At 28.3% G+C, this 12,913-nt stretch carries 11 protein-coding genes and 2 pseudogenes; 3 read left to right on the top strand and 10 right to left on the bottom strand.

Going from position 1 to position 12,913, the window contains the following annotated elements:
- Positions 1–30: 30 nt before the first annotated feature.
- Positions 31–2,340: a peptidase domain-containing ABC transporter gene (locus BST83_RS15450; protein ID WP_104810560.1), complete on the bottom strand. Its 2,310-nt coding sequence runs from the start codon at positions 2,338–2,340 to the stop codon at positions 31–33.
- Between the two features lie 231 nt (positions 2,341–2,571).
- On the opposite strand from BST83_RS15450, the pseudogene BST83_RS15445 reads away from it, so the two are divergent.
- From BST83_RS15445 to BST83_RS15435, 3 genes and pseudogenes are all read left to right on the top strand, one after another.
- Positions 2,572–3,228, top strand: a pseudogene (locus tag BST83_RS15445) (IS982 family transposase); the annotation flags it as partial.
- Between the two features lie 102 nt (positions 3,229–3,330).
- Positions 3,331–4,374 carry an IS5 family transposase gene (locus BST83_RS15440; RefSeq protein WP_104809756.1) on the top strand — a complete coding sequence of 348 codons (1,044 nt, stop codon included), beginning with the start codon at positions 3,331–3,333 and terminating at the stop codon, positions 4,372–4,374.
- Positions 4,375–4,532: 158 nt separating this feature from the next.
- A pseudogene (locus tag BST83_RS15435) lies at positions 4,533–4,733 on the top strand (transposase); the annotation flags it as partial.
- On the opposite strand, the gene BST83_RS15430 reads toward BST83_RS15435, so the two are convergent.
- From BST83_RS15430 to BST83_RS15385, 9 genes are all read right to left on the bottom strand, one after another.
- Entirely contained in the window at positions 4,730–5,428 is a 699-nt protein-coding gene (locus tag BST83_RS15430; protein WP_104810558.1) for a hypothetical protein, read from the bottom strand. The pseudogene BST83_RS15435 and the gene BST83_RS15430 sit on opposite strands and share 4 nt — an antisense overlap.
- Positions 5,429–5,529: 101 nt before the next feature.
- Positions 5,530–5,799: a hypothetical protein gene (locus BST83_RS15425; RefSeq protein ID WP_170062799.1), complete on the bottom strand. Its 270-nt coding sequence runs from the start codon at positions 5,797–5,799 to the stop codon at positions 5,530–5,532.
- Between the two features lie 542 nt (positions 5,800–6,341).
- Positions 6,342–6,626, bottom strand: coding sequence for a hypothetical protein (locus BST83_RS15420; protein WP_104810556.1), 285 nt, complete (start codon positions 6,624–6,626; stop codon positions 6,342–6,344).
- A gap of 804 nt (positions 6,627–7,430) precedes the next feature.
- A complete protein-coding gene (locus BST83_RS15410; protein WP_104810554.1) occupies positions 7,431–8,588 on the bottom strand; it encodes a hypothetical protein in 1,158 nt (385 codons plus the stop codon).
- Positions 8,589–8,641: 53 nt separating this feature from the next.
- Positions 8,642–9,640, bottom strand: a complete 999-nt coding sequence (locus BST83_RS15405) for an IS1595 family transposase (protein ID WP_104809245.1) — start codon at positions 9,638–9,640, stop codon at positions 8,642–8,644.
- A gap of 48 nt (positions 9,641–9,688) precedes the next feature.
- Positions 9,689–9,913 carry a hypothetical protein gene (locus BST83_RS15400; RefSeq protein ID WP_104810553.1) on the bottom strand — a complete coding sequence of 75 codons (225 nt, stop codon included), beginning with the start codon at positions 9,911–9,913 and terminating at the stop codon, positions 9,689–9,691.
- Positions 9,914–10,778: 865 nt separating this feature from the next.
- Positions 10,779–11,990: a prolyl oligopeptidase family serine peptidase gene (locus BST83_RS21100; protein ID WP_104810552.1), complete on the bottom strand. Its 1,212-nt coding sequence runs from the start codon at positions 11,988–11,990 to the stop codon at positions 10,779–10,781.
- A gap of 26 nt (positions 11,991–12,016) precedes the next feature.
- Complete coding sequence (locus BST83_RS21550) at positions 12,017–12,598, bottom strand: beta-propeller domain-containing protein (RefSeq protein WP_104810904.1); 582 nt, start codon at positions 12,596–12,598, stop codon at positions 12,017–12,019.
- 14 nt (positions 12,599–12,612) lie between these two features.
- Positions 12,613–12,891 carry a hypothetical protein gene (locus BST83_RS15385; RefSeq protein WP_104810551.1) on the bottom strand — a complete coding sequence of 93 codons (279 nt, stop codon included), beginning with the start codon at positions 12,889–12,891 and terminating at the stop codon, positions 12,613–12,615.
- Positions 12,892–12,913 lie beyond the last annotated feature (22 nt).

Below are 12,913 nucleotides of genomic sequence, written 5' to 3'. Positions count from 1 at the left end.
AATTCGTAATTCTCAATTCGTAATTATCATTTAGCTTCCTAATTCTAGTTGATTTTTCACCAAATGATAATAACTTCCTTTTTCTTTAATTAAAGATTGGTGATTACCAACTTCTACAATTTTTCCTTTGTCTAACACTACAATCTGATCTGCGTTTTTAACAGTACTTAATCGATGCGCAATTACTACAACTGTCTTATCTTCAAAAAAGGTGTTCAATTTTTCCATAATTACTTTTTCATTATTCGCATCTAAAGCAGAAGTGGCTTCATCAAAAAATAAATATTTTGGGTTTTTATAGACTGCTCTTGCAATTAATAAACGTTGTTTTTGCCCAGTACTTAAGCCAACGCCTTCCATTCCTATTTTAGTATTATAAGACAGCGGTAAACTTTCTATAAACTCTTTTATGTTGGCAACATCTACTGCGTGTGCTAATTTCTTTTTATCTACATAATCTACACCCACAGCAATGTTATTGGCAATGGTATCACTAAAAATATAGCCTTCTTGCATCACTACGCCACATTGGCTTCTCCATGTTTTTTGAGAAACACTTTTTAAATCATAGTTTCCTAATAGAATACCTCCAGAATTAGGGTCATAGAATTTTAACAGCAATTTCATTAAAGTGGTTTTGCCGCTTCCGCTTGTGCCCACAATTGCGGTAATTTTATTTGCAGGAATTTCTAAATCTAACTCCTTTAACACCATTTGATCTGAACCAATATATCTGTAGGATACTTTATTTAGATGTATCGTTGAATTTTTCGGTATTTCAGAAATACGCTCCTTATTTTCAGGCTCCTCGTCTTCTTTTTCATGTATTTCTGATAAACGTTCTAAAGAAATTTTAGCATCTTGTAGTTCTCTTACAAAGCCTATTAATTGAGCGATAGGAGAGTTTAGCTGCCCAACAATGTAGGTAATGGCTAGCATCATTCCTAGCGTAATTTCTCCATCTATCACTAATTTTGCAGCTAGTACGGTTATTAAAATGTTTTTAAGTTCATTAATAAAGCCTGAACCTACATTTTGGTATTGTTCCAAAGCCAATCCTTCCATAGAAATTTTAAATAGCCTTGCTTGCAAATATTCCCAAGACCAGCGTTTTTGCTTTTCTGCATTGTGCAGTTTTATTTCTTGCATACCGTTGATCAACTCAATTACTTTAGATTGCTCTTGGCTGACTTGAGAAAATTGTTTGTAATCTAAATCTCTACGTTTTTTTAAAAAGAGGGTTATCCATAAAAAGTATAAAACACTTCCTACTAAAAAGATGGCAAATATTTGCCAATTGTAATAGGCGAGCACAAAACTAAATATAATTAGATTCATCATAGAAAATAGAACGTTTAATGACGAAGTAGTTAAAATACGTTCTATACGTTTATGGTCATTAATACGTTGTAAGATGTCTCCTGTCATTCTGGTATCAAAAAAAGCAATCGGTAAATTCATTAATTTGATAAAAAAATCTGAAACCAAAGAAATATTAATACGTGTGCTTAAATGCAAAAGAATCCAACCTCGTATAATTTCTACTGCTGTTTTTCCTAAAAATAATGCTAACTGTGCGAAAAGTATTAAATAGATAAAATGAATATCTTGATTCTTTATACCTACATCTACAATACTCTGCGTTAAAAATGGAAAAATAAGCTGTAATAAACTTCCAGCCAGCAAGCCAATAATTATTTGTGCAAGAAATCTTTTGTACCGAAATAAATATTTGAATAAAAAAGAAAAGCCTAATGATTTTTCCGCTCCCTTTCCTTCGGAAAGAGTTGGGGATAGTAAAAATTTTGGTGTAGGTTCTACTAATAAAGCAACACCTTCTTCTGTATTTTCATTGGCATTGTTTCCTATCCAATGTTTTATAAATGCTGTTTGATTGTATTTTAGCAAACCATGTGCGGGGTCACTTATATGAAAAACAGTTTCCTTTTTATACTTATTAAAAGAGTTTTTGTTTCCTAATTCGTAATTCGTAATTCTTTTCTCGTAATTCGTAATTCTTTTCTCGTAATTCTTTTTTCGTAATTTAGTATTCGTAATTTTATACAGCACCACATAATGGTTTTTATTCCAATGTAAAATACAAGGCAATGGGGCTTCTAGTAATTTCTCTAAAGATATTTTAACTCCTAAACTTCGAAAACCTAGTTTTTCAGCAGCGTCACTTAATCCTAACAAACTACTGCCTGCTCTTGTAGTCTCTGTAAGTTTTCTTAATTCTTGAATAGCAATAGTCTTACCAAAATGTTTGGTAATTATTTTTAAACAAGTAGGGCCACAATCTTTTTGGTCTGATTGTTTGTAGTGTGGGGGTTTTTTCAATTGCTATTCTATATTAATTTGTTTAGAAATAATCAAATTGTTATTATTATCTTTTATCACTAACTGATATAAACCAATTGGTAACTGAAATTTATTGTTATTAAATTTAAGAATTTTGTATAGTATAGGAATACTACTTGAACCCGTTGTGCATTATAAATAGTTAAAAAAAGTTATTCATTTGACTATTAAAAGTCGTATATTTAATTGACAATCAATCGATTAAATACGATGAATAACTTTAGAGCAAATTACGATAAAATTTTAGAAGTCTTAGCCACAATTACAGAAAAGGAACAATTTTTACGTCAAAACAGGAAACCAAAACTAAAAGACATTGAATTAATCGCTATGAATTTAACAGCAGAATATATGGGTATAGACAGTGAATGTCAGTTGTTTCGGGATATTCCAGAATATTTGTTTGCTAAAATAGAGCGATCAGTTTACAATAAACGGAAGCGAAAATTATTTTTTGCCATTGAATTTATAAGAACTCAACTCTCCAATAAGTTCACGGAGTTTGAAAACTATTATGTAGTAGATAGTATGCCTTTGGAGATTGTAAAACTCTCAAGAAGCGGGAGAAGTAAAGTTTGTAAAGAGTACTTTTATTCAGCCCCAAATAGAGGTTATTGTGCTAGTCAAAACATGCATTATTATGGCTATAAAATACATGCTGTTTGTTCTATTGATGGCGTGTTTAAAAGTTTTGATATTAGCAAAGCTTCTGTACATGATATTCATTATTTAAAAGACATTAAAAATCAGTTTAATAACTGTGTGGTTTTAGGGGACAAAGGATACCTAAGTGCTGACTATCAGTTAGATTTATTTGAGAGTAAACAAATTAAATTAGAAGTTCCAATGCGTAAAAATCAACAGAATAAGACCGTTGCAAGGAAGTACCTAATAAAAAGCACAAAAATAACACGTTATTATTTATGTTAAATATATGATTGTAAGTATATTAATCTGTAAATTTAGTGTATGAAAATACAAAAACAACCAACTTTAGCCGATAGCATTTGCGATTTACGAGCAAGAAAAATTAAAAAGACATTTTTCACCCAAATAAACACCCTTATCGATTGGGATACGATCTCTATCCTAATAAATAATGATTATTTAAAAGGAAAAAGTGCCACTGGCAAGCCTTCTTATGATGGGACATTACTTTTTAAAATGTGTCTTTTACAAAGTTGGTATGGTTTAAGCGATTATGAAGTTGAAGACCGAATAAATGACAGTCTTTCCTTTAGTTATTTTTGTGGGATGACCATTGAACAGGTTGCTCCAGATCATAGTACTTTAAGTAGGTTTAGAACCGCATTAACCAAAACACAAACCTTCGAAAAATTATTTACCTCCATAAACAAACAGCTAGATGCACATAATATCATTGTAAAAACAGGTTTAATAATAGACGCTAGTGTAATAGATACGCCACTTAGACCAAAAGGAAAAACAAATTTTAAGGTAACCGAAGACCGCTGTGCAGACCAAGTAGAAGTACACAAAGAATATCCAGATAGTGTCGATAAAGAGGGTACTTGGTTAAAGAAAAGAGGAAAGTACCATTTTGGGTTTAAAAAGCATCATGTAACGGATAACGAAGGACTCGTTCTAGGAGTACTAACCACAACTGCCAGCAAAAATGAGATTGCAAATTTGGAGGAAGTTCTAGAAACTGTAAATGTGGTATTACCAAAAGACATCCCTCTAAAGGCAGATAAAGGGTACCAATCAAAGAAAAATGTTGCGATTTTAAAGAAGCGTAATTTAAAGAATCATATCCTTAAAAAGGCGGTAAAAAATAAACCGTTAACAAAATGGGAAACTAGATTCAATAAATTAATAGGAAAAACAAGGTTTAAAGTAGAACGTACTTTTGGAGGAATAAAATTATGGTTTAAAGGTGGAATTGCAAGATACAGAGGGATGAAAAAAATGCATACACAAAATTTGATGGAGGCAATGTGCTATAATTTATATCGAAGTCCAGGGATATTTGCGTCTAATTGTAAAAATTAAGGAAAAATGAAGCCTAAAAAAGGCATTTACTCACTTAAAATAGAAAAAAAATAGCATAATCGATGTTGTAGCTAAAAAAAAAGGGAACTCTAAAAAGTAAAAATAATTAAGTTCGCTTTTTGCAACGGTCTTAGAATTACAAAAAACAAACGTATATTTTTAGGAAGAAAAGAAAACGAATTGAGACCTTGTTTTCTCAACTTTGTGACCAGTTTAAAATACGGAATAATTATGCGAAAACTTTTGAAGGTTTTAAGACAAGAATTCTCTCAAAATTAACAGCATTAACTATCATTCAATACATTAACAAATTTGTCTTTAACAGGAATATAAACAATTTAAAAGTCAATATTGTTTAAATGCACAACGGGTTACTTGATCTATATTTTAAGTATTCTTCCTTAAAATAGAATGAAACTAATATTTCTTGGTTTTTATATTTTTCTAATTTAATATCCTTTAAATTGAATTGCTTTAAGTTTTCTTTATTGTAAACCTTTTCTAATTGGGGGCTTATGTTATTAACTATGAAAAAATCAACATTTGAGTTTACTTTTTTAATGTCTTTTAATAAAGAGGATTTTATAAATGTTATTTCATTCAATGAGTTACTAACAAGTTCAACTTGGTCAATGGTCAAGGGATTTATCCCTGTTAAGTTTTGGAAGTATTCCGCCATTCTTTTTTTCTTGAGGTCTTTTTCTAAAATATGGTCTATTCCCGTATAAACAAATACTTTTGCATTTGGATCTTTGTCGATAATAGATTTTATATTTTCAGCTTGTGTCTTTTCTCTGTTTTCTGTGTCAAAACTATCATAACCAACAATTTTATAATTCAATTTTATAGCTTCTCTTAAGAAAATAGCAAAATAAGGTTCTCTAGTATAGTACCCTGAAGATTTAATTGGGAATTTATTTACATTAAGTAAAGAATCTTTTTTTTCATCTAAAGCTTCTACAGCTAGGTAGTTAAATCCATTTTCTTTTAATTTTTCTAATAATTTCAATGCCAGTATTCTATGTTTTGGATGCCAATGCATTTCATTTAACATAACAACTTTTTTATCTTTAGAAATACTCTTTAATTCATTTAAAAAATCATTTTCAGTGGTAATTATTTTATTACTAATAGATAAAGAATCTATTTTTTTATCTAAATATTTTTTTTATTAAACTCAAGTTTTTGAATTAAATTAATGTATTTATAATACGTTGGGTCTTTAGATAAAATAGTAGTTAAATATTGAAATTTCATCCAATCATTTTTTCTACTTTTCTTTATTGGTGCATTATTAAATTTATTCTTGACATATAAAAAATTATCTTCATTTTTATAATTGTTGAATATTTTAGAGTAATTTAATTCATTTTCTAAAGAACTATTAAATTTAATAGAATTTATTATAGTTTTACCATCTTTCAATATAGTTTGATTTGATTTAGTTAAAGATTTTAAATATAAAAAGATTGTTTTTTCTTTTTCTGTTTTTTTATATAACACATGTTTGTTAATTGTATCATTCAATACTAAAACACCATTACTAAAATCAATATTAGATTCGTTTTCTTCAATCTTGTAGAATAATAAAACTTCATATTCCTCTGTAAAAGAAATAGCTTTTCCAGAAATTAATAGTTTATTAAAGCCAATTTTTTTAATATTCTTTTTTAATATTCTTTTTAGAAATCTTATTGTATTTTATATCACCAAAAAAAGTTGCACTTATATTTAATGTATCATTATAATAGTTAACCCATTAAAATAATTATATTTTATATATTCTGAACTGGTAGAACAAGAAGATATTATAAAAACACAAACTAATATCAATAGACTACTTTTAATCCCATTTAGCTTCTTTTGGGTTATACTTACAAAGTGTTTCATGGAAATATTTATTATTTTCTATTAATGGAATTCTATTATCTGGGCAAAGGTATCTAAATTCACAATTTTTACATTCTTCAATGTTTTCTTTTGTTATGTTCCAGAATTTTGGATGTGTTTTTATTTTTAAAATTTAGCATAAGTTCTATTTTTTCATTACCAGTAAATTTAGAAATGCTTTTGGTAATTCCATTAAAATCACAGGGAAATTCTTGAAAATTATCTTCAAATATCTGTTCTTTTTCATTCCAAATAGGAACGTTAACTTTTTTTGTACAAATATCTTCTTCCGAACAACTATAGAATAAAGGTATAGTTAATATTAGAAAAAAATAATATTTTGTAAAGTCATTTAAATTCATTTTTTTTAGGATGTTTAGATGTTAACTTAAAAATTGTTTTATTACTCATTATTAAATCCACAATTTTGAGTTAATTCAAAATTGTGGATTTAAAACACATACTGTTTAAAATAAAATATATTTATAAATAAATATTTAATACTACTGAAAACCTAATAATGGGTTCATTATCGCTTATTGTAGAATTCCATGAAGTAGAAATTCCTGTTTCTAACGAAGAGAAACTATATAAGAAATCTACAGCAATTTCGGGTCTTACAATACCTAAATAAAATTTACTTAAATTATAAATAGTAGAGTTAGAAACCAAATTATTCTCATTTATTTTTTCTTTATAAATTAGAGTTATATCTTTTGTTTTATTCTCAAAGAAAGGAATATATATACCAGCTCTTATTAGAAGGTTGTTTTTATTTATAACATCATAAAATCCACTAATTCTGAATAATTGAATACCTGTTTTAGATACAAATTTCTTTCTTTCTAAACCAGCAAGGCTTAAAGAAAGACTTACAGGATTTATTTCAGCATATGCATTAAAGTTATAATAATCTAACCCTAAAAAAAAGTGAGTACCTATTCTTCGTTGAAAAGAAATATTATAATCTGAATAAGTATTATTAAATATATTTGAACTAGGTTTAGATTGGTTAAATATAAGGCTATTATTATCTTCTAATAAAAGTGTACTAAATAAGTTTTTTTAATACTTATAATGTTTTTTAACTTTTCTTCTTTATTTTGTTGAGAGTAAATATTACTGACTAAAAGAAAAAATAAAATGGCTGTTTTTGTTTTCATAATTTAATAACTTAATTTAAATTTAAATCTACCATCTGAAGAATAATAAAGTTTATTATTCTGATTTATGATTTCAATATCAGTACCTATTTGATCATCTGTATTCTCATTTGCTAGAAGTACTTGATTAAGAAGATTTACACCAGCAAGTGCTAAAGATGTCTTAATATTTGTTTCCAAGTTAATGTAATTGTTAGCACTAGTGTTAAAATAAAAATTAGTATTTACTTTTAATTGATTAAAAGCAGCCATAAACGTATCTCTATCATTAGCATTTACCATTGAATTATAAATAGTCCTAACAGAGGGTTCTACTATGTTTTGTGGTGTTATATTTAAATTATTTAAAAAGACCGTTTTGAAATCTACAAAATTAATTTTTGTATTTCGAGTCTCATTTAATAGCCATCCTACCCAACCCCAATATTTATCTTCTTCAATTATTCTCATTGAATATACAGTTGTTTTAGGATTTGACCAGTTACCAATATCAAATGGTGTGAAATCTACAAAAGGTGCCGTTTGTTTATTGTTGTCAATAGAATAAAAATTCCACCAACTCTGACGCATATAGCCCCCATCTATAAGTGCTGTGCTAGTCTCAACGTCAAGGTCAGTAATTGGGTTTATACTAACCATACTTCTTTTAATGTACCCTGATTTAGTAAAAATAAATCTTACTTCGGCATCACCCTTACCCCAAGGTTCATAGAAACGTTTGGCTGACATGGAAATAAATCTAGAGTAAGTTACTTTCATCTCACCTGAAGTATTCGTTCCGCCACCAGTGCTTCCACCTTCACCATTATCCTCTTCAATATATCGAAATTTTGCAGAATAGGTTTTGTTTTTAACAGAAAAAGAAACATCATTCGATTCCTTTATTTCATGAATTCTTTCATTTTCTCCAATTACAAAAATTGGATTTTCGATGTTTATAGGAGGGTTTTGAGCATCTATTTTAATTTCTTTTCCATTAAAAAAGCCTATTAATTCATTTACTTCAGTGTCTTTTTGACCAACAGGGAAATAAAATACATAGGGTTTTAAATTATCTATTGTTTTGTCATAAGGCTTGTATACATAAATATTTAAATATGGATTACTTAGTTCATCTATATCAACATCTTTTTCTAAATTATTTAACGACTCCTTTTTCAATATTTTTTTATCTTTATTGTAAATAAAATTGTTATCTCCATCATACTTTTTGGCTAAGTTCTAAAAAGCATATTGTTTATAGCTATTTCTTTGAATTGTATCCAGACTTGATTAGAAGCTAATGCAATACTAGCAAGTGTTGCCATTTTATTGGTCTTATTCTTTATTTTTTCTAGTACCAAAAACCAGTTTAAATAATTTTGCAGATATTTAGTTGCTACACCATTAAAGGATTCCATAAATTTCCTCAATCTCATATCCATATTATTCACATTCTGAACATGATATATTTTATCAACTGTTTTCTGTCCTTTTGATGCGTTGAACTTCTTATGAATAATTGTATTAGATTTTGCAAAGGCAGCATAACTTCTATGACTGTCACTGCAAAGTACTGTTGCTTTATCGAGCTTACCTTGATACACCTTGTTTAGGTCTTTTTTACTAATTCGTCCTGTTGTAACCACTTCAAAATCCTTATTTCCAGAACGATCGCAGGTAGCAATTACGGCTACTTTTTCATTAGATATACCTGCTTTGCTAGCTTTTTCTCCTCGTTTCTTAGGTTTTCTTTCTAAAGTACGATTCCCTTTTTCTGAAATTGGAAAAAACAAATCATCACTCTCTACAATACCTTCAAATTCGGATACTGAAACGCTAGAAAATGAGGTTAATAATTTATGACGCCAATCAAATGAGGTCTGAATTGAGATTCCTGTTTCCTTTGCACTTTTTCTAATACTATAGCCCGATAGTAAACAATAAAGATACTTGTTAATCTTGTCTTTCTTTTTTAATGCAAACCAAAATTTCCCTGTCGTTTCACTAAAGTTTTTACCACAACCATTACACAAATAGCGTTGTACGCCTTTTAATGTACCGTTTGCACGTATGCGTTCGCTTTTACAATGAGGACAAGTAACTGCTTTTCGTTCTTTATCTTCTTCTAAATGTGAACCCGATGTTGATAAAGACAGTAAAGAGTTTACAATATCTTGTTGGATAATTAAGCTACTGCTCAAAAAATAATCTCTAAAATCAGATGGTATCATAAATGTTCTTTTTTGCTAAGATAACACATATTTAATTTAGAACTTAGCCTACTTTTTTAATGCGGTCGTAGATATTTTCTCAAAAACATCAGAGTCTTTTGATTTTGATAAATTTTCTGCTATTTTTCTTAAATTATAGTTTCTGACAATATCAGATTCTTTTAATAATTTAAAAGCACTTTTTTCAATATCCTCTCCTAAATTTGGTTCATTTTCACAAGAAAAAAAGGAACAAAGGAGTGACAAAAATAAAATTTTCTTAAAGTAATTCATACTGCGTTTTTTATGATTAATGTTATAATTTCTAAAATTTATTTTAGGTCACTCAAAGTTATATGACCATTTTTGCGCAAAAATATTTTTAATATTGTTTTTCTTTTTTATAGCACTTCCCAATCGATAAATTCTGACACAATTAAAGCAAGACGCTATTTATAAATATAGAGTCTATACGTGAAATCTGCCTGTACTTTTTCCCATCTAATTTCATTCTAAAATTTTTATCCTAAAATTATTTCTAAAATAGATAAGACTACTAGTATTATTGTTTTTATCATCTGACATGCTGTTTATTAATGTTATAATTTTCTACAATTTATTTTAGGGCACTCATAGCCATATGAGCATTTTAGAAATACTTGTTTATCTATGGTTTGCTGTTAATTGAATTACTCCCTTACTCTTTTAGTAAAATAAAGTAAGGGAATTGTAATTCTCTCTTTTTCATAGAACTTCCCAATCGATAAATTCTGATACAAACAAACGCAAGAAAATTGATGATTACAAACAAAGGTTGTTGATATTTATAAATTTCAGGTAGTATTATTTTATATAAATATCTGAAAATAAGTAAATTAAAACTATAATTAATTTTTTCTAATTTATGTGTCTTTGTTGGATTAAATAATGAGATTTGCTGAAAAAAACGTCTAAAACATATCAATTATTTAATAATTTCTGTTTAAGAACACCATTGTTTCTAATTCAATTTTATAAAAAAAAACAGGAAACTACTTCAAGAAAATAGCTAAAATAAATCCTGTTTTTAGAGAAGCTGTCTTTCTTGCATCACCAGAGTTACAACCTCAAATTATTAGATGAGAGAAAGGAGATTTTTTATTTAAAATGATAAGAAATTTTATTTTTTAGGCTGATAATCTGGGTGTCCTGTTTGCCATAAAAAGAATGATAAGACATCTACTAACTCTTCATTTTTTTTATTTACTGAAGCATCAAATCCATGACCACCTTCAAAATCAACAGAAAGTAAAACAGGTTTTTCCGAAACAGTTGCTTCTTGCATTCTTGCAGCAAACTTAGCAGGTTGCCAAGCAGGTACTCTAGCATCATTCATTCCTGCTGTAAGATAAACTGCTGGGTATTTTACACCCTTTTTTATATGTTGAAAAGCATCCATTTCTAATAATGCTTTAAATTCGACAGCATCTTTAAATGTTCCAAATTCTTTGGTATTATTCGCTCCATTATAACCTGTTTCTGATCGTAAAGCATTAAGCATGCCTACTCTAATAAAGGCAGCTGCATATAAATCTGGACGCTCTGTAATAGCTCTTCCAATTAAAATACCTCCAGCACTACCACTCCAAATAGCTGTTTTTTTAGGAGACGAGTATTTTTTATCAAGAAGGTACTCAGTACAGGCTATAAAATCTTTCCATGTATTTGATTTTGTAGTTTTATAACCTCCCTTATGCCATTTATTTCCTTTCTCACCGCCACCACGAACATGTGCTGATGCATAAATACCTCCTTCATTTAGCCAATGCAACATGTATTTATCCAAGTAAGGAACATCAGATATCCCATAAGCACCATAACCAGTCATTAACAATCTGTTTGCGCTATTAAATTTTAAGCCTTTTTTATACATAATAGATAATGGGACTTTAATTCCATCATGTGAAGTAACTTCTATTTCTTCTATAGTAATATCGTTTAATTCATTGAATTCAACTATTTCTCCTAAATTTTCTTCTGTAAATAGCGTTGTTTTATCGTTATAGTGATAACGTTCTTCATTATTTGTCCAACCTTCAATTTCTATCCATAAATCCTTTGATTTACTGTTTTTGGAAGTAAGATTTATCGATCCAGATGGTTTTGGTATAGAGATGTTTTGTTCTTTGTTTTCTTTAAAATGATAGAGCTTTGCTTCAACACCATTTTTAGTTTTTACATAAAAAAGTCCATTTTTTGTCAATGTAAAATCTGTGATAACTGCATTTTTATCTTCCTCAACTATAATTTCAGGGTTTTCAAAATTTAAATTTGCTAATGCAGTTTTACATATTTTATAATTTGATGCATTTTTTGCAGTTTTATAGAACAAACTGTCGTTAGCAATAGAAAATTGTTTTATTTGATGTTTTTTTTAAATAATGGTTTCCATTGTATCTTTTTGTTGGTAATACTATTAACAGGAGCGTAATAATAATCCTTAAAGCCTATGCCGCCCACTTTTGCTATCAAATATTTATCTGTTTGATTCCAAAAATAAATAATACAAAAATCCTTAGACTTTAAATCTAATTCAGGGTTATTCGTTTTTGAAAAAAGTGTTTTACTATTTTTAGGACTGTCTCCTAATTTATAAATAACACTAGCTGTGTTTAAAATATAATTTTTAGAGTTCTTGTCTATTTCTGGAATATGTGTATAAATTAAACCAGAGTTATCTGGTAACCAATGAATACCTCCAATACCAGAAGGCCAACAATTTTTTATAACTTCAGAAGATCTAGTTTTACTTGGAATATCTAAAATAATGATTTCTGAAATTTCTTTATCTTGAGAAGTAATGCTTATTGCAATTTTTTTTCCGTCCCAACTAGGTTGAATATAATTTATGGAGTACTTTTCTTTTGTGTTTGGAGCATATGCTTTAGGATCAAATAGTTCAATTTCCTTTCCTTTAAAACCTGCCCTTTTATATAGTATTGCTGTGTTACTGGTTACTTCTTTTTTAAATAAAAATGTGTGTTATTATCAGTAATTTTTAATAAAGAAAAAGTAGCTGTGTTTTTTTTGTCCAAACTAGAGATCTTATATAATAATATTTTTCTATTAGAGATTGAATTAAGAGCTTCTTTAGTTTGTGTCTCTTGCTCTTTCACCCAATTTAAAAATATAGAATCTTTAAGGTTCTCCATATATCGATAAGAATCATACACCTTTTGATTATGATATTCAGTAGTAATTGCCATTTTTGGGGCTAAATTTGATTTAGACATTTCTTTTTTTTTACAACTAATT

The organism is Polaribacter filamentus, assembly GCF_002943715.1.
Classification (GTDB): Bacteria; Bacteroidota; Bacteroidia; order Flavobacteriales; family Flavobacteriaceae; genus Polaribacter; species Polaribacter filamentus.
This window is presented reverse-complemented; position numbering and strand designations above follow the sequence as displayed.

Bases quoted from the DNA above. Each gene is read 5' to 3' on its own strand.
- BST83_RS15440 (WP_104809756.1), top strand. From the start codon at position 3,331: ATGAAAATACAAAAACAACCAACTTTAGCCGATAGCATTTGCGATTTA.
- BST83_RS15430 (WP_104810558.1), bottom strand. From the start codon at position 5,428: ATGTTAAATGAAATGCATTGGCATCCAAAACATAGAATACTGGCATTG.
- BST83_RS15420 (WP_104810556.1), bottom strand. From the start codon at position 6,626: ATGAATTTAAATGACTTTACAAAATATTATTTTTTTCTAATATTAACT.
- BST83_RS15405 (WP_104809245.1), bottom strand. From the start codon at position 9,640: ATGATACCATCTGATTTTAGAGATTATTTTTTGAGCAGTAGCTTAATT.
- BST83_RS15400 (WP_104810553.1), bottom strand. From the start codon at position 9,913: ATGAATTACTTTAAGAAAATTTTATTTTTGTCACTCCTTTGTTCCTTT.
- BST83_RS15385 (WP_104810551.1), bottom strand. From the start codon at position 12,891: ATGTCTAAATCAAATTTAGCCCCAAAAATGGCAATTACTACTGAATAT.